Origin of the sequence: Acinetobacter rudis (assembly GCF_031157835.1) — a bacterium.
Taxonomy (GTDB): domain Bacteria; phylum Pseudomonadota; class Gammaproteobacteria; order Pseudomonadales; family Moraxellaceae; genus Acinetobacter; species Acinetobacter rudis_A.
The window spans coordinates 46,371-67,610 of sequence record NZ_JAVIDR010000012.1 but is presented as its reverse complement, the minus strand read 5'-3'; the positions used below and the strand labels follow the sequence as shown (position 1 = coordinate 67,610).

General features: G+C 38.0%; 18 protein-coding genes. 8 read left to right on the top strand and 10 right to left on the bottom strand.

Annotation, left to right across the window (positions count from 1 at the left end; all coding sequences use genetic code 11):
- Positions 1 to 212: 212 nt before the first annotated feature.
- From RFH42_RS11430 to RFH42_RS11415, 4 genes are all read right to left on the bottom strand, one after another.
- Positions 213 to 1,691: an amino acid permease gene (locus RFH42_RS11430; RefSeq protein WP_308975752.1), complete on the bottom strand. Its 1,479-nt coding sequence runs from the start codon at positions 1,689 to 1,691 to the stop codon at positions 213 to 215.
- The gene (locus RFH42_RS11425) at positions 1,688 to 2,728 is read right to left on the bottom strand and encodes a class I SAM-dependent methyltransferase (RefSeq protein WP_308975751.1); all 1,041 of its coding nucleotides are present in this window, start codon (positions 2,726 to 2,728) and stop codon (positions 1,688 to 1,690) included. Before RFH42_RS11425 ends, RFH42_RS11430 begins: the two co-directional genes overlap by 4 nt.
- A gap of 67 nt (positions 2,729 to 2,795) precedes the next feature.
- Positions 2,796 to 4,175, bottom strand: coding sequence for a uracil-xanthine permease family protein (locus tag RFH42_RS11420; protein ID WP_308975750.1), 1,380 nt, complete (start codon positions 4,173 to 4,175; stop codon positions 2,796 to 2,798).
- 176 nt (positions 4,176 to 4,351) lie between these two features.
- Complete coding sequence (locus tag RFH42_RS11415) at positions 4,352 to 4,774, bottom strand: Lrp/AsnC family transcriptional regulator (protein WP_308975748.1); 423 nt, start codon at positions 4,772 to 4,774, stop codon at positions 4,352 to 4,354.
- Positions 4,775 to 5,171: 397 nt separating this feature from the next.
- Here RFH42_RS11415 and RFH42_RS11410 point away from each other — a divergent pair, with 397 nt between their 5' ends.
- Genes RFH42_RS11410 through astE form a run of 5 tightly spaced genes read left to right on the top strand, consistent with a single transcriptional unit; the run spans position 5,172 to position 11,261 of the window.
- Positions 5,172 to 6,383: a bifunctional succinylornithine transaminase/acetylornithine transaminase gene (locus RFH42_RS11410; RefSeq protein WP_374990752.1), complete on the top strand. Its 1,212-nt coding sequence runs from the start codon at positions 5,172 to 5,174 to the stop codon at positions 6,381 to 6,383.
- A 15-nt stretch (positions 6,384 to 6,398) separates the two neighbouring features.
- Positions 6,399 to 7,424 (top strand): arginine N-succinyltransferase, encoded by a 1,026-nt coding sequence (gene astA / locus RFH42_RS11405; protein WP_308975745.1) that lies wholly within the window; start codon positions 6,399 to 6,401, stop codon positions 7,422 to 7,424.
- Positions 7,425 to 7,430: 6 nt separating this feature from the next.
- Entirely contained in the window at positions 7,431 to 8,900 is a 1,470-nt protein-coding gene (gene astD, locus RFH42_RS11400; protein ID WP_308975744.1) for a succinylglutamate-semialdehyde dehydrogenase, read from the top strand.
- 16 nt (positions 8,901 to 8,916) lie between these two features.
- Positions 8,917 to 10,254: an N-succinylarginine dihydrolase gene (gene astB, locus RFH42_RS11395; RefSeq protein WP_308975743.1), complete on the top strand. Its 1,338-nt coding sequence runs from the start codon at positions 8,917 to 8,919 to the stop codon at positions 10,252 to 10,254.
- Between the two features lie 14 nt (positions 10,255 to 10,268).
- A complete protein-coding gene (gene astE, locus RFH42_RS11390; RefSeq protein WP_308975742.1) occupies positions 10,269 to 11,261 on the top strand; it encodes a succinylglutamate desuccinylase in 993 nt (330 codons plus the stop codon).
- A gap of 70 nt (positions 11,262 to 11,331) precedes the next feature.
- On the opposite strand, the gene RFH42_RS11385 is transcribed toward astE, so the two are convergent.
- Positions 11,332 to 12,204, bottom strand: coding sequence for a hypothetical protein (locus RFH42_RS11385; protein WP_308975740.1), 873 nt, complete (start codon positions 12,202 to 12,204; stop codon positions 11,332 to 11,334).
- Between the two features lie 803 nt (positions 12,205 to 13,007).
- On the opposite strand from RFH42_RS11385, the gene typA reads away from it, so the two are divergent.
- Together typA and mscL are read left to right on the top strand one after the other, a co-directional pair.
- Positions 13,008 to 14,864, top strand: coding sequence for a translational GTPase TypA (gene typA / locus RFH42_RS11380; protein ID WP_308975739.1), 1,857 nt, complete (start codon positions 13,008 to 13,010; stop codon positions 14,862 to 14,864).
- 171 nt (positions 14,865 to 15,035) lie between these two features.
- The gene (gene mscL / locus RFH42_RS11375) at positions 15,036 to 15,467 is read left to right on the top strand and encodes a large conductance mechanosensitive channel protein MscL (protein WP_308975737.1); all 432 of its coding nucleotides are present in this window, start codon (positions 15,036 to 15,038) and stop codon (positions 15,465 to 15,467) included.
- A gap of 48 nt (positions 15,468 to 15,515) precedes the next feature.
- On the opposite strand, the gene RFH42_RS11370 is transcribed toward mscL, so the two are convergent.
- A complete protein-coding gene (locus RFH42_RS11370) occupies positions 15,516 to 15,800 on the bottom strand; it encodes a peptidylprolyl isomerase (RefSeq protein ID WP_308975736.1) in 285 nt (94 codons plus the stop codon).
- A 10-nt stretch (positions 15,801 to 15,810) separates the two neighbouring features.
- Complete coding sequence (gene mutM / locus RFH42_RS11365) at positions 15,811 to 16,653, bottom strand: bifunctional DNA-formamidopyrimidine glycosylase/DNA-(apurinic or apyrimidinic site) lyase (protein ID WP_308975735.1); 843 nt, start codon at positions 16,651 to 16,653, stop codon at positions 15,811 to 15,813.
- A gap of 144 nt (positions 16,654 to 16,797) precedes the next feature.
- On the opposite strand from mutM, the gene RFH42_RS11360 reads away from it, so the two are divergent.
- A complete protein-coding gene (locus tag RFH42_RS11360; RefSeq protein ID WP_308975734.1) occupies positions 16,798 to 17,916 on the top strand; it encodes an NADH:flavin oxidoreductase/NADH oxidase in 1,119 nt (372 codons plus the stop codon).
- Between the two features lie 20 nt (positions 17,917 to 17,936).
- Here RFH42_RS11360 and RFH42_RS11355 read toward each other — a convergent pair whose 3' ends face one another.
- The 3 genes from RFH42_RS11355 to RFH42_RS11345 all read right to left on the bottom strand — a co-directional run bounded on the left by RFH42_RS11355 (position 17,937) and on the right by RFH42_RS11345 (position 21,182).
- On the bottom strand, positions 17,937 to 18,737 hold the full coding sequence (locus RFH42_RS11355) for a tetratricopeptide repeat protein (protein WP_308975778.1): 801 nt from the start codon (positions 18,735 to 18,737) through the stop codon (positions 17,937 to 17,939).
- Positions 18,738 to 18,976: 239 nt separating this feature from the next.
- Positions 18,977 to 20,134 (bottom strand): esterase-like activity of phytase family protein, encoded by a 1,158-nt coding sequence (locus RFH42_RS11350; protein ID WP_308975733.1) that lies wholly within the window; start codon positions 20,132 to 20,134, stop codon positions 18,977 to 18,979.
- 340 nt (positions 20,135 to 20,474) lie between these two features.
- The gene (locus tag RFH42_RS11345) at positions 20,475 to 21,182 is read right to left on the bottom strand and encodes a DsbC family protein (protein ID WP_308975732.1); all 708 of its coding nucleotides are present in this window, start codon (positions 21,180 to 21,182) and stop codon (positions 20,475 to 20,477) included.
- Between the last annotated feature and the right edge of the window lie 58 nt (positions 21,183 to 21,240).

Genomic DNA, 21,240 nt, shown 5'->3' with positions numbered 1-21,240 from the left:
GCAATGAAGCGAGTGTCCGTGAGTTGACGTCTGCTTCATTTAATTAAAATTGTTTTCCTGTAAAAGCATGACGTCCTCCTATAAATATTGGGCTTAACTTTAAACATTGTAGTTAAGTTGTGGCGCGAAGAATATAGAGCAATATTTTATTTGTCAAGTTATTTAAATGAGTGAAAAAAAATGACTCCTCATATGGGGAGCCATTTTTCAGCTTAAGGTGACTTCCGATCTACTTCAATTGGATGTACATCCATCTCTTTATACGAGATCAATTTTGTTTTATTTTTCCACTTATAGCCTAACCAAATGACTAAGAAGAGGGGAATACTGATGTATGTTGAAAGCAGTCCAACCCAATCAATTTTTCCACCAATAAGTGCTTGGTAGTTCTGCCCCAAGATAATGATTGAACACAAGATAAAAGCAAACCAAGGTGCAAATGGAAAGAATTTTGCTTTGTAAGCTAAGTCTTCAATTTTATAACCTTGAGCCAAGTATCCTTTACGGAAACGATAGTGTGAAATGGCAATACCTAACCAAACAATGAAACCACACATACCTGACATGTTGAGTAGCCAAGCAAAGACTTGTTGCTCACCAATAAACGTCGTTAAAAAGCACAGTGCCGCAACCGCAGTTGTTGCATAAAGTGCGTGCATTGGTACGCCACGCCGGTCAAGTTTAGAGAACCATTTAGGTGCTCGTCCTTGTTTAGCCATGTCAAATAACATACGTGTTGAAGAATACATGCCAGAGTTACCAGCGGATAAAATGGCTGTTAAAATTACCGCATTCATCAAACCAGCAGCAAAAGCGAGCCCTGCTTTTTCATAGAGTAAGGTAAATGGTGAAAGAGCAACGTTCCCTACAGTCCCTTCAGCAGCTAGTGTTAGATTGGGTTCGTTATACGCAATTAATGTACCAATAATAAAGATACAAACGATATAAAACAGGAGGATACGCCAAAAGATTTGTTTAATTGCAAGTGGAATAGTTTTCTTAGGATTTTTTGATTCACCTGCGGCAACACCAACCATCTCCGTGCCTTGGAATGAGAATCCTGCAATCATCGCTACACCAATCATTGCTTGCAAACCGCCAACAAAAGGTGCATCACCTATGGTCCAGTTTTTAAGCACGCTTTGTGTTGGGTCAAGCATGATTTTACCAATCATATAAAGACCAATGACGATAAAGAAAATAATTGCAACAACTTTAACCAGTGAAAATATAAATTCACTTTCACCAAAGCCTTTAACGGTGAGTGCATTAATTAAAAAGATGATAGTGAGGAACAAAGCACTCCAGTAAAATCCTGGAATGTCGGGGTACCAAAATTTCATGATGAACTGTACAGCAACCAGTTCAAATGCCACCGTAATTGCCCAGTTATACCAATAGTTCCAACCTAGAGCAAAGCCAAAACCTTCCTCAACATACTTGTTACCATAGGTGAAAAATGCACCAGAGGTTGGATTGTGGGTGGCAAGTTCACCTAAACTTGTCATTAAAAAATAAATCATGAGTCCAATTAAGGCATAGGCCAAAAGGGCACCACCAGGACCTGCTTTTTCAATGGTGCTTCCTGAAGCAAGAAATAATCCTGTTCCAATTGAGCCACCAATGGCAATCATGTTTAAATGCCGCGCACTGAGCTTACGCTGCAGTGTGGGATGATCAGTTGCGCTCATTGTGGCTCCTTAAACGTATGTTGAGAGGTACAGGCATAGATGACTTTAAATCCATTTTGATCTGTTTTAATCTGTGCTTGTCCAAACTGTTGTTCAATGATACTGGCATAGTTTAAAAATCGATTTGCTACAATCCATAGTTCACCTTGAGGTTTAAGATGAGCTTTTGCTGTTTGGCAAAGATTTTCACTTGCTGCATAGTTGGTATGAATACCTTGGTGAAATGGTGGATTGCTAATCACAGCATCAAGTCCGGTCGGAGCATCCTGAATACCTGTTACAGCATGTAAATGCAAACGAGAACGGTCAAGTTGATTGCGTTCGAAGCTCAGTTCAGTCGATTTGAGAGCAAAAGCATCGACATCAAGCGCATGAATAATATTGTGATCATTTAATTTTGCTAGACAGCAAGACAATACACCAGCTCCACAACCAAAGTCGGCGAGTGTACCTGATTTTACTTGTTTTAGATAAGGTAAAAGTACAGCTGTACCAATATCTAAATGATCTTGACTAAAGACGCCAGGTAAGGCGCAAATTTCTAAATTGAATTCATCTGTTTCAATTGAATAGTTTTTAATCCAACTTTCAATAGGGAGAGGGGAAATATTATGTTCAAGCGTAGCTTGCCACATTTGACAATGTCGAGCACTGTCCAGTTTGAACGTTTTGCCATAATTTTTAAGTTGTTTAGCAGCACGTTCAACCCCTCCTTTTTTCTCACCTACCAAAAAGATATTTTGACCAATATCAAAATGGCTGATGACTTGATGGAGAATATATTCCAGTAGATTTTTTGATTTGGGTACAAAGATAATCGCTTGATCAAAAGGTTGAGCTGGGAGCTCAACAGCAAAATGTGAGTTATGCTGCATTTTACAATGGTACAAATGGTCAGCGTAATTCCAAGTCCAAACTGTTGCATTAATATCGGCATCGAGCTGATCAATAAGTTGATCAGCTGGAGCATTAATAAATAGAACTCGCCCATTAAGAGCATGCTGTTGTCGAATGACAACTTCACTTCTAGTATCCATATCTTTCACTTTTTAATGTCGTGGCGTTGTTATCGCTCAAAATCATTGTGTAGTTTTTAATGTCCATTTAATTTTTTGTAGCAGGCAAAACAAAATTTAAAATCAGAGCTGCTATACCGCCAGTCGCAACGCCTGAACTAAAGATATTACGCGCTAATTCGGGAAGGTGTTCAAGAATTTGTGGTACTTGTGCGACACCCAATCCAAGTGCTAAAGAAATTGCAATGATTAATAAGGCACGACGATCTAAATGAATTGAAGACAAGATATTAATGCCAGACGCAGCTACAGCACCAAACATGACCATTACTGCACCGCCAAGCACCGCTTGTGGAACGGCTTGAATAACACCAGCGACTACAGGAAATAGGCCAAGAATAATCAGTAAAATAGCAATCCATATTCCGACGAAACGGCTAGCAACACCTGTAAGTTGAATTACACCATTATTTTGTGCAAAGACTGAACTAGGGAAGGTGTTAAAGATTCCTGCTAAAAATGAATTTGCACCATTGACCAAAACACCACCTTTGATGCGTTGCATCCACATTGGGCCATCAATAGGCTGATTGGAAATTTTTGAAGTTGCGGTTATATCACCAATTGCTTCTAATGAGGTCACTAAATAAATAAAAGCCATTGGTATAAATAAACCCCAATCAAAACTTAATCCAAAATGCATTGGCGTTGGAATTTGTACTAAAGGTAGTTGATTTAAATTAGAGAAATCTAAATAGCCCATTATGCCTGCAAGGACATAGCCTAAAATGAGAGCGATTAAAATCGCCGAGCTTTTAATCCATACAACAGGAATACGATTTAAAATAATGATCAAGCCAAGTACGCTACAAGACATAATTAAGTTATCTACACTTGCAAACGTGTTATTTTGCATGGCTTGATAACCGCCCCCCATACTCACTAGTCCCTCTTTAATAAGCGTTAAGCCAATTAGCAGAACTACAATACCGGTTACGAGAGGCGTGATAAAACGTTTTACCCATGGGAGAATTCGGGAAACCCCCATTTCAATAAATGAACCCGCAATAACAACACCAAAAATGGCAGCCATGACTTGGTTAATTGGTGTGCCAGAAGCAACCATTAAGCTACCAATACCAATAATTGGCCCAATAAAATTAAAACTCGTGCCTTGTACAATTAATAAACCAGCACCTAAAGGTCCTACTTTTTTACACTGCAAAAATGTGGCAATTCCAGAAATAATTAAAGACATCGACAAAATCATATTGGTGTCTTGTTTAGATACGCCTAGGGAAACACAAATAAGTAAGCCTGGCGTAACAATCGGAACAATGATCGCAAGTAAGTGTTGCAAGGCTGCAAAAAAAGCAATCCATGCTTTAGGTTGATCATTTAAACCGTAAATCAAATCTGTAGATTGTTCAGCATTGTGCTTAGATGAGGAAGGTGCGGGCTTGGACATGGAACTCTGGTGTGTCGGGTGACAAGAATGCGCTATTCTAATCGACAGCGGCGATCTTGGAAACAATAATGCCAATTATAAAAAAGTTATTGTGTTTGGGGGAGGGTTAACGAATTGCTATATCTTATGAAATTACAATAAATATCTATAAAAAAGTAAGGGTTAGTCAGTTAAATTTAGTTTTTATAAGTCGTAAGTAAAATACTCGTTTCGCTGAAACTGACACCTGTAATGGTTCGTATTCGATCTAAACTTTGGTCAAAACTTTCCAGATCCTCACAATGTAATTCAACCAATAAATCCCATTTGCCATTAGTAGAGTGAATAGTATTTACCGTTGATTCAAGACGTAGCGTTTTTATAACTTGATGTGTTTTATTACCCTCTACTCGAATGCTCACCCAAGCACGTATAAGTTTTTTTTCTATCTGTGGGCGTATTTTAATGGTGTAGCCAGTAATAATACCTTGGGTTTCTAATAGCTCAATCCGTTTTTGTACAGTTGCACGAGAAATACGTAGTGTATTGGCAAGTTCCGTAATTGTCATTCGTGCATTGGCACGTAAAAGTCCTAATATTTTATTGTCCGTATTATTCATTTTGATGTGGACTCTGATCATTTTGAAAAAAATATAACTCATTATAGGCAATTTTTTAACTTTTTTAGATCAAAATGATTAATCATACTAGTTCTAAGGTGTAGGATCAGAAGTGTAGTTTTTGGAGCTACACCAGTGTCAGAAGGCTAACAATAGTATTCTGATATAGAAATGTATTGCTTTTGCGGTAAATCAGGACGTTTCCCGTGAGTCGCAGAGCTTTTTCCTGTAAATCTATTTATGTTGTTTGTAGTGTACCGTGTTAGCAAATAGCTTATTTGATTTTAGACCGACATGGTTTATTGCACTGTATAAATAAGTTGTTGAGATGGATTTTACATTACTTAAGTTAAGTAGATTCCTGAAATCAATTTAAGTCAAATTTGAGAGGATGACGATGGTTCAACAAGTAACCCGCCAAGATTTTAATGAGTTGATGGTGCCTATATATGCACCTGCTGATTTTGTTCTCGTTCGTGGTGAAGGATCTCGAATTTGGGATCAAAATGATAACGAATATATTGATTTTGCTGGCGGTATTGCGGTCAATGGTTTAGGCCATGCTCACCCAGTTGCATTAAATGCACTGACTGAACAGGCACAAAAGCTTTGGCACTTAGGAAATGGTTATACAAATGAACCTGTATTACGACTTGCCAAACAACTGGTTACTCATACATTTGCAGACAAGGTTTTCTTTTGTAATTCAGGTGCAGAAGCCAATGAAGCAGCATTAAAGTTGGCACGTAAAGTTGGTTTAGATCAGGGTAAAGGAGATAAAAGTAAGATTATTGCATTTAAAAATGCATTTCATGGACGTACTTTGTTTACTGTAACAGCAGGTGGTCAACCCAAATATTCACAAGACTTTGCACCATTACCACAAGGCATTGAGCATATAGCATTTAACGATATTGAAGCTGCTCGTGCTGCAATTGATGATCATACCTGTGCTGTTATTGTTGAGCCTATTCAAGGTGAAGGTGGTGTGATTGATGCTACACCTGAATTTTTACAGGCTTTACGTCAACGTTGTGATGAGACCGGTGCAGTTCTTATTTTTGATGAAGTTCAAACAGGAATGGGGCGTACAGGTGCTTTATATGCATATATGAACACAGGCGTGACTCCTGATATTTTAACCACAGCAAAAGCTTTAGGTGCAGGTTTTCCAATTGGTGCCATGTTAACAACCAATAAGTTTGCTCAGCATTTTTCTGTAGGCGATCACGGTACAACATATGGGGGTAACCCATTGGCAACTGCGATTGCGGGTGCCGTATTTGAGTTCATAAACCGTGAAGAAATTTTGACTGGGGTTAAACAACGCCACCAAGCTTTTGTTGATGGTTTAAATGAATTGAATGAAAAATATCAATTGTTTGAAGAAATTCGTGGTCAGGGCTTGTTACTCGGGATTGTATTGAAGCCTGAATATGCTGGGAAAGCGAAAGACATTGTTCAACTCGCAAGTGAAGAAGGGTTGTTGGCATTGGTTGCAGGTCCGAATGTTGTTCGTTTTACACCTTCATTGATTATCCCTCAACAAGATATTACAGAAGGACTTAAACGCTTTGGCCAAGCTTTAGCGCGATTTAAATCTAAATAAAAAGGATATTTGCCTATGATGATTATTCGGCATGCAGAGTATAGGGATCTTGATGATATTTATGCTTTGGTTGTCAAATCAGGTGTAGGCATGACTTCATTGCCACAAAATAAAGAAGCAATGGCAACACGTCTAACTCGGACACGCAGTACATTAGAGGGCCAGTTGGCTAAAGGCGAACAGGGTTATTTATTTGTACTAGAAGACACTGAGTTACAACGTGTTGTTGGGATTAGTGCGATAGAGGTTGCGGTGGGTTTACTCGAACCTTTTTATAATTTTCATGTGGGGCAACAAGTACATGCCTCACAAGCATTGAAAGTTTATAAGACACTCAATACCTTATTTTTAAGTAATGACTATACAGGGTGCAGCGAATTATGCTCCCTGTTTTTAGACTCAGATTTTAGAGCAAATAATAATGGTAAATTTTTGTCTAAAGCACGGTTATTATTTATTGCGGCATTCCAGTCATGTTTCGAACCAAAAATTATTGCAGAAATGCGTGGTGTTTCAGATGAGGAAGGTCATTCGGTTTTTTGGAATGCATTAGGACACCATTTTTTTAATATGGATTTTGCGACAGCAGATTATTTAAGTGGCGTGGGACAGAAAGTCTTTATCGCGGAGTTAATGCCACGTTTTCCTCTGTACATTGATCTTCTACCAGTTTCTGCTCAGCAAGTGATTGCACAAGTACATCCACATACTCGTCCTGCTTATCATGTGCTTCAGTCTGAAGGATTAGCATATCAGGGGTATATTGATATTTTTGATGCAGGCCCGTCCATAGAGGCTGAACTTAAAAACTTAAGGGCAGTGAAAAACAGTCAACATGTTCAAGTGAATATTGTTGATCAACAACAAAAAACGAATATAAATTATCTGGTTGCGAATGATCAATATCAAGATTATCGCGTTATTTTAACGAATACTATTATTCAACAAGGTGTCATAGAGCTCAGCCATGAACAAGCTCAGGCACTTGAAGTAAAACAAGATCATTGGGTGCGAGTACTGTCATTAAATGCATCGGAGTAAAATATTATGTCACAAGGAAATCTATTCATAGCAGGTACCTGGAGGCGTGGACAGGGAGAGGCATGGATAAAACGAAACCCTGTTGATCAACAAGAAATTTGGCGTGGTTACGAAGCAACTGCTGAAAATATTGACGAGGCTGGTTTGGCTGCGAGGTATGCATTGAGTGGTTGGGCCAGATTACCCTTGGCACAACGCATTACAGTTGTTGAAACCTTTGCAGCTTTACTTGAACACAATAAACAATACTTAGCCGAAATTATTAGTCGAGAGACGTCAAAACCCTTGTGGGAAACACTCACTGAAGTTCAGGCAATGATTGCAAAGGTTGCAATTTCAATTCGTGCATATCATCAGCGCACAGGTGAAACATCAACACCAATAGATGCTGGTACTGCTTCATTACGACATAAACCCCACGGTGTATTGGCTGTATTTGGTCCCTATAATTTTCCAGGACATTTACCTAATGGTCACATTATTCCAGCACTCATTGCTGGTAACACAATTATTTTCAAACCCAGTGAATTAACACCGTGGACAGCTGAAGAAACTTTGAAATTTTGGCAACAGGCAGGTTTACCTGCTGGTGTAATTAACTTGGTACAAGGTGGGCATACTACAGGAAAAGCCTTATTACAGTCAGAACATATTGATGGTGTTTTATTTACTGGAAGTGCAGAAACAGGACATTTACTCCATCGTCAATTTGCTCATAGTCCAGAGAAAATTTTAGCCTTGGAAATGGGGGGAAATAATGCCCTGATTATTCATGATTTTGCTGAAGTGGATGCAGTGGTTAATTTAACAATTCAATCAGCATTTATTTCAGCTGGACAGCGCTGTACTTGCGCACGTCGTTTATTGGTTAAACGTGGTGTTGAAGGTGATCAATTTATTGAGCGTCTTGTTGAGATTTCTGAGCGTCTACAAGTTGGAGATTGGAATCAAGAACCACAACCTTTTATGGGTGGCGTGATTTCCATACAGGCAGCCGAGCAAATTTTAAATGCTCAACAAGCATTGCTTAACCTCGGTGCAAAAGCATTGTTATTAAGTAGAAAAATAAGAGATAACAGTAGCTTACTTAGTGCTGGAATTTTAGATTTATCAGATGTGGTGGATGTACCTGATCAGGAAATTTTTGGGCCAATCACGTGTATTTATCGTTATGACGATTTTGAACAGGCTCTAAAATTAGCCAATGCAACACGCTTTGGTTTATCCGTAGGTTTGGTTTCACAAGATCGGGCTTTATTTGAGCAATTACTACTTGAAGCGCGTGCTGGAATTGTGAATTGGAATAAACCATTAACAGGTGCTTCTAGTGCAGCACCATTTGGTGGTGTTGGTGCTTCCGGTAATCATCGAGCCAGTGCTTTTTATGCCGCAGACTATTGTGCTTGGCCAATGGCTTCACTTGAGGCTGAACAGCTGAGTTTACCATCACAATTATCGCCTGGCATTGTGCTGTAGTGAGTGGAGGAAAAAGATGTCTGGATATGAAATGAATTTTGATGGTCTAGTCGGACCTACGCATCATTATGCAGGTTTATCCTACGGTAATGAAGCATCAACCAAATATAGTATGCAAACCTCCAATCCTAAATTGGCTGCAAAACAAGGTTTGCTTAAAATGAAGGCCTTATCTGATTTAGGCTTGTTACAAGGAGTGTTAGCACCGCAAGAACGGCCTGATTTAGCAAGTTTACGTCGATTAGGTTTTGAGGGTTCGGATCAGCAGGTGATTGCTGAGGCAATGCGTCAATCACCAAGTCTCTTGTCTGCACTGAGTTCTGCATCTTCAATGTGGACAGCAAATGCAGCTACTGTCTCACCTTCAGCGGATAGCGCCGATAGTCGTGTGCACTTTACAGCTGCAAACTTAAATAATAAGTTTCACCGTTCAATTGAGCATCCCACAACAAGTCGCATTTTAAAGGCAATTTTTACGGATGAGCGATATTTTGCGCATCATTCTGCTTTGCCCTCCGTTACATTATTTGGTGATGAAGGTGCAGCAAATCATAATCGTCTCGGTGGTGCTTATGATCAAGCTGGTGTGCAAGTATTTGTTTATGGACAACAGTTTTTATCAGGTGGAGTAGGACCAAAACGCTATCCAGCTCGACAATCTTTAGAGGCGAGTCAGGCAATTGCTCGATTACATCAACTTGATATGAATAGAACGGTTTTTGTGCAGCAAAATCCAGATGTAATCGATCAGGGCGTATTTCACAATGATGTTATTGCCGTGAGTAATCAACAAGTTCTTTTTTATCATCAACATGCATTTGTTAACCAAACTGAAACACTGAATGAGATTACCCATAAACTTGCTCATTTAGGTCATCAGTTTATCCCTATAGAAGTACCGGTCAAGCGCATTTCCGTTGCCGATGCTGTCTCTACCTATTTGTTTAATAGTCAACTGTTAACTCGGCCCGATGGGGGGATGAGTATTGTCATCCCTGAAGAGTCTAGGCAGAACAGTGCCGTATGGGCTTACCTGAATGATATGTTAGATATGGGCACGCCTATAGATGATATTCAGGTTTTTGATTTAAGGGAGAGTATGCGTAATGGCGGTGGGCCTGCATGTTTGAGATTACGGGTTGCGTTAAATGATTTAGAGTTTAGTGCTATTAATCCTAAGGTGGTCATGAGTGATGCGCTGTTTACCCGTTTAAATCAGTGGGTTGATCACTATTATCGCGATAGGCTCTGTCAAGCAGACCTTGTAGACCCTGAATTATTGAATGAAAGCCGTAGCGCCTTAGATGAACTTACACAGATATTGGGCCTCGGAGCAGTTTACTCTTTTCAATAGGATAAGGTGGCTAATTGATTGATTTCTTAGAATTACTAAAGTTGGATCAAACCGCCAAAATCACATGCGGTGAGACAGCTCAGCTACAGTGGGCCTGGCTAGGTGAGGGGATTCTTCAGTTTCGTCCACATCGTGACAGTGATACTTCATTGGTTTTATCTGCGGGTATCCATGGCAATGAAACTGCACCTATAGAGTTATTAGCACAGTTATGTCAGGATCTATTACAAGACAAATTAACTTTAAATGTAAATCTATTATGTGTTTTAGGTAACCCCTTGGCTATTCGAGCTGGGGTTCGGTATGTTGAATACGATATGAATCGAATGTTCTGTGGTGCATATCAACAACTAGAAAGTGTGATTGAAACGCAACGTGCCGAATATCTAGAACAATTGTTATGTGACTTTTATCTATCCGATGCAAAAACTAAGCGATATCATCTTGATTTGCATACAGCTATTCGCAAGTCATATTTAGAAACTTTCGCATTGTTACCATTTCAGCAGCGAGCTTATGATACTCAATTATTGCAGGCAATAGAGGCGGCTGAGTTAGATGCTGTAGTTTATCATCAGGCTGTAGGGACTACATTTACGCATTTTAGTTCGTCGAAGTTACAGGCAGAGAGTGTGACGTTGGAGTTAGGGAAAGCAAAATCTTTTGGAGAGAATAATTTATCTGATTTCAATGCAATAGATCTTGTTATAAGACAATTCGTGGAAGCTAAAGACTTTTCAGTAAGGAAAAAACCAGTTATTCGTCATTTTAAAGTGGTTGATTCAATTGTAAAAACCGCAGAAGACTTTCAGTTAAATTTAGCTGATGACGCACCTAATTTTACTGAATTTCATTTTGGGGATGTTATTGCAACTCAAAACCATGCTGCGCAACAAGCTATAGATTATATTGCTCATTTGAAAAGTGTATTTATTTTATTTCCAAATAATCATGTCAAAATTGGGTTACGTGCTGCTCTTGTTTTAGAAGAGTTGGAGTTAACCTAACATTTGACTTGTTTAAACAAGGTTGGTGCTATGTTGGCTATATTGTATAGCCAACATAATCTAGTAAAAACTAAAAATTACAGGTCATTGAAGCTAAACCTTCATATTTGGCTTGATTTGCTATAGTAATATGATAAGAAGCACCTAGTACTATACTGTTGTCTCCATTTTTAGAAACAGCCAATAAACCATTTTGATTGCTTTGACCAGATTGTGTACTAATACCTAACATATTAAAGTTATTGTAGCTATTTGAATAATCACTCCAAGGTATTGAACCTAAATAAGTCGTTTCACCATTATTGGTTTGGACGGTAAACTGTGCATTAATTCGACCATCTTCTTTAATATTTATGCTTGCATTGCGAATAGTCGGAGTAATAAAGTTACTATTGTTACCACCATTTGTGAGTCTAGCTTGAGTGCTATTCAAGTCTGTACATTGAATAGTTTTACCATCAGCAATAAGTTTCTTTGCTAAAGGGGTATAAACAAAATAATAATAGGAGTCATTTACGTATTTAGAAAGTTCAGTTGTTTCTACTTTTCCAGTCTTACTATCTGTTTTTTCAACAATAGCTTTTGCTAAACGAGCAAGAGCATAGTTTTTATTTCCTTGAATTTCTTTGGCAATAATATCACCTTTTATTTGATAAGCATCAAATGAGGTAATAATCCCTTTTAAATCTTGTTTTACTTCAGTGTCACTTACTAGACCTGTAGAAGGTGCGAAACTATACAGGACATTATATTTATGATTTAGATCTAGTGGCTCTATGACTGATCCTGTTGATTGACCTAGATCATCCTTAGGATTGGTGGTTTGTCCACCATTACCGTTACCAGAATGTGTATCTGAGCCATTTGAATCACCATCACTACCGCCACAAGCACTGAGTAGAAAAGCCGAAGAAATGAGTGTAATAAGTAATTTTTGTTTCATTTTTAAATACCTTATTTAAAATATCTTTTTTTCAATTACATTTGAAAAAAACGATTATATAAGTTTATCTTTTTTATTGAATTTTAATTTCGTTATTCATCAGTAAAGTGGATATTAAAAAATAATTAAACTCGATTAAATTAACAAGGAAGGTCAGTAAAAATGCTCAGCTATGATTTTGTTATAATAGTATTGAAATTATATGTTTGGTTTTACATATACTATTGTTTTATAATTGTTTTTCTGGGGTCTTTTAAAATGGGATAATGAGCGGTATTTTATAGTTAATTTCAAGAGTAATGTGAAAATTTGACTTTATAATATTATCTTATTTTATGTTTTAAATAATGATTTGAAATATCTAAAAAAATAATCACATATGTTTTAAACAGTTCGAAAAATATAAAAATTATAGTTCGTCTTTTAAATATAAAAAAAATTGAACAATGAGAGCGATTTTGTTCAATTTCTAGCGTTGTTTTTTCTTCGAAAATGTAAGTTACTATGCTATACTTTGCGCCCTCACACTGGATACTGGGCGGTATTGGGCTGGTGTGAATGGACAAGACAAAATATTAATCCCCCATATTTTTTTAGATCTAGCATTCGCCCAAGCGATGCTAGAGTAGCCTAGTGAACCTCAAAAACTTGTGATGTTTCTAAATCATTACATTGCAAATGCTTTGTAAAAAAAGTTTATTGAATTTTCGCTAGTCTGTATAATTCGCACCAACTTAATTGTATAAGCTATTGCGCAATTGAGGATGTACTTTCAATTGTGTATATATCTGGCTGAGATTTTTATGACCGATTCAAATTCTTCAAACAATATCAAGACATTGCGTAATATTGCAATCATTGCGCACGTCGACCATGGTAAAACGACGCTTGTCGATAAACTGTTACAACAATCTGGTGCGCTCGGTGAACGTGCAGGTGAAATTGAACGTGTCATGGATTCTGGCGCGATTGAAAGTGAACGTGGTATCACCATTTTGGCGAAAAACACCGCAATCAAATGGTTAGATAAACGTACAAATACTGAATACCGTATTAACATCGTCGACACCCCAGGACACGCCGACTTTGGTGGTGAAGTAGAACGTGTAATGTCTATGGTTGACTGTGTTTTACTTTTGGTTGACTCACAAGAAGGTCCAATGCCACAAACTCGTTTTGTGACACAAAAAGCCTTTGCACGTGGTTTAAAACCAATCGTTATTATTAACAAAGTTGATAAGCCAAGCGCACGTCCAGACTGGGTAATCGATCAAGTATTTGATTTGTTCGATAACTTGGGCGGTACTGATGAACAATTGGATTTCCCAATCGTTTATGCTTCTGGTCTTCGTGGTGTTGCTGGTCCTTCACCAGAAGAACTTGCTGAAGATATGACACCTTTGTTTGAAACGATTGTTGATATCGTTGAACCACCAGCAGTTGATGTTGATGGTCCATTCCAAATGCAAATTTCATCACTCGACTATAACAGCTTCGTTGGTGTAATCGGTGTAGGACGTATCCAACGCGGTTCAGTAAAAACCAATACACCTGTAACTGTCATTGACAAAGAAGGTAAAACACGTAACGGTCGTATTCTTAAAATCATGGGTTACCATGGCTTAGACCGTGTGGATGTTGATTCAGCTGCTGCTGGTGACATCGTGTGTATCACTGGTTTAGACGCATTGAACATTTCAGACACTATCTGTGATCCAAAAAATGTTGAAGCACTTCCTGCATTGTCAGTTGATGAACCAACTGTATCGATGACTTTCCAAGTGAATAACTCTCCATTCGCTGGTCGTGAAGGTAAGTTCGTAACTTCACGTAATATTCGTGAGCGTTTAGATCGTGAATTGATTCACAACGTTGCACTACGTGTTGAAGATACTGATAGCCCAGACCGTTTCAAAGTTTCAGGTCGTGGTGAGCTTCACTTATCTGTATTGATTGAAAATATGCGTCGTGAAGGCTTCGAGATGGGTGTTTCTCGTCCGCAAGTAATCATGAAAGAAATTGATGGTCAAACACAAGAACCGTATGAAAACGTGACTTTTGATATTGAAGAACAACATCAAGGTCCAATCATGGAGCAAATGGGTAACCGTAAAGGTGAACTCACGAATATGGAAGTTGATGGTAAAGGCCGTATCCGTATTGAAGCGACTGTTCCTTCACGTGGTTTGATCGGTTTCCGTTCTGAATTCTTGACTCTTACTTCTGGTACAGGGATCATGACTTCTAGCTTCTCTCATTATGGTCCAGCAAAACAAGGTGCTGTAGCTAAACGTCAAAACGGTGTATTGATCTCTATGGTTAATGGTACTTGTTTGGCATTTGCTTTATTCACTTTACAGGATCGTGGTCGTCTATTTGCTGAACCACAACTTGAAGTGTATGAAGGTATGATCGTGGGTATGAACTCTCGTTCAGATGACATGGTTGTTAACCCAACTAAAGCAAAACAATTAACAAACATGCGTGCTTCTGGTACGGATGAAGCGTTAACACTTACACCTGCAATTAAATTTACGCTAGAACAAGCGCTTGAATTTATTGAAGATGACGAGTTAGTTGAAGTTACACCTAAGTCTGTACGTATCCGTAAAAAATTCTTAACTGAAAATGATCGTAAACGTGCTGCTCGTGGCATGTAATTGATCTCAGTTTGATCAAACCGCAGTTCCAATGAACTGCGGTTTTTTTGTTTTAAAAGCTATGTAGTTGATGAAAAACATAGCACTCTCTATGCCCTGTAATGAATGGGTTGTGGAAGTTAATATATACTGCTTCACACTTAAAAACATGTCTAATAAGAGGAGTCCAAGATGAGTATTATTAAAGAATTTCAAGAGTTTGCAATTAAAGGCAATATGATTGATTTGGCTGTTGGTGTCATTATTGGTGGTGCTTTTGGTAAAATCGTAGATTCGTTAGTAAAAGATATTATTATGCCATTGGTTAGCGTTTTGACTGGTGGTGGCGTTGATTTTACGCAAAAATTTATTGTGCTTGGTGATAACCCAAATAACCTTCAGTCCTTAGATGCTTTAAATAAGGCAGGGATTAACGTTCTGAGTTATGGTAATTTTATTACAATTGCTTTGAATTTTTTAATCTTAGCTTGGGTTGTATTTTTGATGGTGAAAATGCTCAATAATATTCGTCGTAAACAGCAACCTGTGGAAGCAGCACCTGTTGCAACACCTGAAGATATTGCTTTATTACGTGAAATCAGAGATGAATTAAAGAAACGCTAAGGCTTATCCCTATTTTCTCTCCTAGAGTAGAGAAAATAGGGAATATTTTTAATACTGCATACGAAATTTAATTTCAACTAAATGGAAGCCAAATTGGCTTTTAACTGGCCCATGTAGTACATGTTCAGCTGCACTAAATACAAGTTTATCAATCACAGGAACAAGCTGGCCTTTTTTTACTTCTCCTAGCTCACCACCTTTGCTAGCGGATCGGCAGGTCGAGTATTGTTTAGCTGTTTTATTAAAGTCAGCACCCGCTAAGATTTTGGCTTTCAATTGTTCTGCAGTCACTTTATCTTTAACTAGAATATGTCGCACAATCGCTGTTTTCATAGTGGTTTCCTTATTTTTGTGATGCTTTCACAATTGCTGAGATCTGATGCAGTGGCTGACATTGAGGGCAAAATACGCTAGCACGTTGACCAAGTTTGATATTTTCTAATGTCGTTTCACAGTGAACACACATTTCACCTGCACGGCCATAGGCCAGTAGTGTTTGCTGAAAATAGCCATTTTCTCCCATTGCATTACTATAATCTTTTAAGGTTGTACCCCCTAGGGTAATCGCCTGTTGTAAAATACGCTTAATTTCTGCAACAAGCTGAGTAATTTGTAGCATAGTCAAACTTGATGCAGCTTGGGCAGGATGTATACCAAGTAAATGTAAACACTCAGTCGCATAAATATTGCCTACTCCAACTACAATATGATTGTCCATTATGGCAACTTTAATGGCGACTTTTTTATTTTTGAGTTTATCGGTTAAATATTCTGCATTAAAAGTACTTGAAAGTGGTTCAGGTCCGAGTGGATCAATGAGCTTATTTTGACTTTCATCATTTAACCATAAAATGCAACCGAAACGTCGAGGGTCATGATAGTGAAGATCAATGTCCTCAAAATGTATGACCAAATGATCGTGTTTTCGTCGTTCACTATTTGGTTCACAAATGCGAAAACTACCAGACATGCCTAAGTGCCAAAGCATTTTATCTTGTTCAAACTCGGCCAAAATATACTTTGAACGTCGGGTTAATCCAACGAGTTTCTGACCTTTTAATTTGCTTATATCATTTGGAATAGGCCAGCGTAAACGAGACTCGTATGTATCAACGGCCAAAACTTTTTGATCAAGCAAAGGAAGTAAACTTGTTTTGGTGGTTTCGACTTCAGGTAATTCAGGCATAGCGCTTTGTGTACTGGATTAAATATGACTTATTCTAAGAGAGTTTAAACTTTGGATAAAGTTGTAATATGAGATTGATCATTATATGTTGATCATGCTGCAATAGAAACTCAACAGTTAAGGCTTTTACTTAGGATGGTAGACATGCCGTTATTATTTAAAAAGATACATTTTTCAAAACTAGAATTGGATAATAGAATCATTATTGCCCCAATGTGCCAATATTCAGCTAACTTAGAAGGTGAAGCGAGCTATTGGCATGAGCAACAGTGGGGGAGTTATGCATTATCTGGTGCAGGTATGTGTGTCATTGAAGCAACAGCTGTTCAAGCCCAAGGGCGGATTAGTTATGCCGATCTAGGATTGTGGAATGATCAACAAGCGCAAGGTATAAAAAGTATTTTAGATAAAATACGCCAAATTTCACCCATGCCTTTTGCAGTACAACTTGCCCATGCAGGTCGTAAAGCATCCACAGAAAAGCCTTGGTTGGGGCGTGATCAGGTTCCTGTTGATCATGCACATGGTTGGCAAACAGTATCGGCAAGTGATTTACCTTTTGAAGCTGGACAACAGCCACCACACGCTTTGAGTTTAGACGAAATACAGTGCTTAATTGCAGATTTTGCTCAGGCAGCAAAACGAGCAGTAACTGCTGGTTTTAGTTTAATTGAAATTCATGCAGCACATGGTTATCTGATTCACCAATTTTTATCGCCTTTATCGAATCAACGTGATGATCAATATGGTGGAAGTCTAGAAAATCGTATGCGCTTGTGTCTAGAGGTGTTTCAGGCCATGTTGGAAGCTGTACCTGAAGGTTTTCCTGTTGGAGTGCGTCTCTCTGCACAAGATTGGGTTGAGGGAGGGTGGAATGTTGAAGAGTCTATTAGTTTAAGTCAGCAATTAGAAAAAATGGGAGCAGCGTATATTCACGTTTCTTCAGGTGGCTTAGATGTTAAACAACACATTACTTTAAAGCCTAATTACCAAGTACCTTTTGCCGCTGCCATTAAAAAACATGTAAATATTCCAGTCATTGCTGTGGGGTTAATCACTGAACCTGAGCAGGCTGAGCAAGTATTGCAAGCAGGTGAGGCAGATGCAATTGGCCTTGCACGCGCGATGTTGTACGATCCGCGTTGGCCTTGGCATGCAGCTGCGCAGCTCAATGCACAGATTGCAATTGCTCCACAGTACTTACGCTGTCAGCCACATCAATATAAAACCTTATTTTATCCGTTTAACATAGCGTCTAACTGACGCTATGTGAATGAGTAGATCTATTTCTTGCTCGATTTGCTCTGCTCAGCAATCATTTTATTGACCAACTCTAGGCGCGCTTTGGCTTCTGGAACATTTTGTTCAGCCAAGGCTGCATAGATTTGTTGTGCTTCTGGTAAATTTTGTTGAGTGACATTGCCATTGGTAAACATATTGGCAATGGCCATAAGTGCTGGAATATAGCCTTTTTTACCTAATTCCTGAATTTGGTTTAAGCCTTGTTCAATTGTTTTCTGGTCTTTATTTTTAAAACCGAGACTAATATCGTATAACGCTTTTGCATGTAATGCTGGGTAGTTGCCTTGTTTGATTAAAGGTTCAAGTTTCTTGAGTGCTTGCTGGTCAGATTTTGCTGTACCTTCTGAGAATAACAATACTGCAAGTTCGACCGTAGCATCATTAAAACCTTGATTTGATGCTTTTTCCAAATATTCACGTGCTTTCTTATCATCTTGTTTAAGGCCTAATCCGCCTGTTGCATAGTTTTGAGCTAAGACATAGTTTGCAATAGAGTAGCCCTTTTTACCTGCCTCTTCATAAAGCTGTAGTGCCTTGGTATTACTTTGCGTTGTTCCTTGACCAATTTGGGTGAGATAAGCCAAGTTATATGTTGCTTGAGCATTGCCAGCTTTGGAAAGTCGCTCCAGTTCTTGATAAGCACCTTTAAAGTCTTTGGCTTGAACTAGAGTTTGAACATTTTTAAAAGTTGGATCTATTTCAAGATTGGAATTGGCTGGTGGTGCAGCAAATAAATGTTGACTTGATAATGCAATTAGAGTGGCAAGTAAAAGTTTTTTCATAGTCATGCTCAGCCTATATATAAGGCAATCCTTGAGTTAATGTTATGGATTCATTGTTGATAGTAATCTAGTTATTTTACTACGAAAGGATGGAATTGTATCTTTCATGTTTAATGGTGCTGAGCGAGGATAATGTTTATAGACGGGGATAGTGGGTTAATATTATTTAAATCAATTGCACTAAATGTGCTTAAACACATTACAGTGCTGAATAAACTGTAATGTGCAAAATAAGAAAATTAATTAGGAATGACTTCAAATGCAATAAACTGAGTTGTTTGTTGCTCTGAGAAGTTGTTGTCTGCGACTAGAATTAAACTACGGTGACCATTATTTAAGGTTGGTCCCCAGCTAATTGCTTCGATATTATCGAGTTTAATATTGTGATAATTCAGCGGCATTTCCAACAGTAACTGTTTTTTCATGGCTGTATATTTGGCATTCTTGAGTCCTTCGACTTTTTGAATATCTGTTGTGTCTTGGGCAATTTGAGTCTTATAAAGACGAATTGTATTGCCAATACCATCTGCAAAAGCACGTTCTACAGCAATAAACTCATTCTCAGAAATGGCGAATAATTCAGATAGACCATTATCTGCAGGATAACCTCCAACTTTACTTGGATGTGGTATTTTTTCTAGTTTATATGCATATTGTGCTTGGCTTTGATAGTTCTTAGGATCAAGTTTCATAATCCGAACAATACCACCTTGTTCTAAATTACTCACTTCTCCATCTTGAATTAAACTATCTTCATTGGCTGTAAATAATTGCCCTTTTGGGGTAAGCGTTAATGATTCAAATAATTTATTACTACGACCGCCAGTGGTTTTATTATCAACATAATGAAAACCAACAGGGAGATTGAAGTCTGCGACATACTCGCCATTGAGTTTGTATTCACGAACAAATGGTTGAATGAGGTGGTCGGGAACGAAGTTACCCTCACTTGAGATATAAAGGTGACCATTGGCTGCAACACGAATAGACTCTGGGTCCATACTGCGTTGATCTGAAGGTAGAAACTGATTTTTTTGATCGCGTAAGTAGATCATATTTTTGATCTGTACTTGCTTGATTTTAGTTTGATCTAGTTCAATCGCAAGTTGATAAAAACGTGGAGCACCGCGTTCTCCACCACGATCATCAGAAATAGCCCAATAACGTCCTTGCTCATCACGATCTAAACCTGAGATTCCTCCAAATTCAACACCGTTATACATGGTCTTTGTTGGAATACTATAATCACCAATGAGTTTTAAACTTTTCACTTCATTGTTTGAAGTCGTTATTGAGCTATCATTTTGCTCATCATTGTTGCAGCCTAATAGGCCAAGACTCATCATTGAGAAAGCACCACATAGCATGATGTGCCTGAGATTGAGTTTTGTAGACATGAATATTAAATCATTAGATAGGGTTTATTGAGTATGAGAAATCATCATTGCAGCTTAATGAATCCCGATTTAAAGAGAGAAGATAAAATGCAATGAATTATAAATAGCCTAAGTTGATGAATAATATGAAAGAATATTTAGTTGAACTGAGAAGCATAGTCAATGAAGAAAACTAAAATTTGAGTCGAGTTATTTTAATTAGGAGTATATTTTTAAGCTTTACTGGTGTTTATACGATTATTTTTAGAAGTGATTTGAGCTGATACAAAATGTCTCCGTGAAATAAAAAGAGACATCTTTGTGATGTCTCTTTTAATGCAATTAACTCAGCAATGAATCGTTATTTAATTTCATTTAACATCATTTCAAGTTCAGTCGCAGGTAGGGCACCAGAAATACGGCGGCCATCTTTTAGGAAAAAGGTTGGTGTGCCTGTAACTTCGAGCTTTTTGGCCAATTCAAGATTTTTATCAATTGGATTTTTACAACTATCTTTCGCTGTTGGGGCTATGCCTTTCAACGTGTAATCTGTCCATGCTTGATATGGCTGACTTGAACACCAAATTTGTTTTGAGGTCTTATCTGCCGTTGGATGTAGAGAGGTGATAGGATTTATAAATAAATAAATCGTAAGGTTATCCACTTTATCCAATTCTGCTTCTAATTTTTTACAGTATGGGCAGTCAGGATCACTAAATAAATAGATTACTCGTTGTCCCTTACCTTTAACTTTTTTTATAGCCTGATTGAGCGGTAATTTTGAAACATCAATGCTGCTGAGTACTTGTTGGCGTTGTTCAGTGATATTCACTTGGTTGGGTAGATCAATTAGATTACCCACCAAAAAGTATTTTGCGTCATCATTGGTATAGACAATTCTTCCGCCCATATAAACTTCATAAATATCTTTGAATTGGGTTGTATTTACGCTATTTACTGGAATATCAGGGAAATTTGTTTTTAAATTTTTTTGTACTGTTGCGATGTCCGCATGAGCAGTGCCTAAAGTGGCAATACTGAGTAGCAAAACACTGAGCCAAGATTTCATCTTCATTCTCTTCAAAATCAATTTGGTCATATTGCCAAAACTCGATTTTAAAGAAAAG

Bases quoted from the DNA above. Each gene is read 5' to 3' on its own strand.
- mscL (WP_308975737.1), top strand. From the start codon at position 15,036: ATGAGTATTATTAAAGAATTTCAAGAGTTTGCAATTAAAGGCAATATG.
- RFH42_RS11360 (WP_308975734.1), top strand. From the start codon at position 16,798: ATGCCGTTATTATTTAAAAAGATACATTTTTCAAAACTAGAATTGGAT.
- RFH42_RS11385 (WP_308975740.1), bottom strand. From the start codon at position 12,204: ATGAAACAAAAATTACTTATTACACTCATTTCTTCGGCTTTTCTACTC.
- RFH42_RS11430 (WP_308975752.1), bottom strand. From the start codon at position 1,691: ATGAGCGCAACTGATCATCCCACACTGCAGCGTAAGCTCAGTGCGCGG.
- RFH42_RS11425 (WP_308975751.1), bottom strand. From the start codon at position 2,728: ATGGATACTAGAAGTGAAGTTGTCATTCGACAACAGCATGCTCTTAAT.
- astB (WP_308975743.1), top strand. From the start codon at position 8,917: ATGTCTGGATATGAAATGAATTTTGATGGTCTAGTCGGACCTACGCAT.
- RFH42_RS11345 (WP_308975732.1), bottom strand. From the start codon at position 21,182: ATGAAATCTTGGCTCAGTGTTTTGCTACTCAGTATTGCCACTTTAGGC.
- RFH42_RS11410 (WP_374990752.1), top strand. From the start codon at position 5,172: ATGGTTCAACAAGTAACCCGCCAAGATTTTAATGAGTTGATGGTGCCT.
- RFH42_RS11355 (WP_308975778.1), bottom strand. From the start codon at position 18,737: ATGAAAAAACTTTTACTTGCCACTCTAATTGCATTATCAAGTCAACAT.
- RFH42_RS11370 (WP_308975736.1), bottom strand. From the start codon at position 15,800: ATGAAAACAGCGATTGTGCGACATATTCTAGTTAAAGATAAAGTGACT.
- RFH42_RS11350 (WP_308975733.1), bottom strand. From the start codon at position 20,134: ATGTCTACAAAACTCAATCTCAGGCACATCATGCTATGTGGTGCTTTC.
- astD (WP_308975744.1), top strand. From the start codon at position 7,431: ATGTCACAAGGAAATCTATTCATAGCAGGTACCTGGAGGCGTGGACAG.
- mutM (WP_308975735.1), bottom strand. From the start codon at position 16,653: ATGCCTGAATTACCTGAAGTCGAAACCACCAAAACAAGTTTACTTCCT.
- RFH42_RS11415 (WP_308975748.1), bottom strand. From the start codon at position 4,774: ATGAATAATACGGACAATAAAATATTAGGACTTTTACGTGCCAATGCA.
- astA (WP_308975745.1), top strand. From the start codon at position 6,399: ATGATGATTATTCGGCATGCAGAGTATAGGGATCTTGATGATATTTAT.
- RFH42_RS11420 (WP_308975750.1), bottom strand. From the start codon at position 4,175: ATGTCCAAGCCCGCACCTTCCTCATCTAAGCACAATGCTGAACAATCT.
- typA (WP_308975739.1), top strand. From the start codon at position 13,008: ATGACCGATTCAAATTCTTCAAACAATATCAAGACATTGCGTAATATT.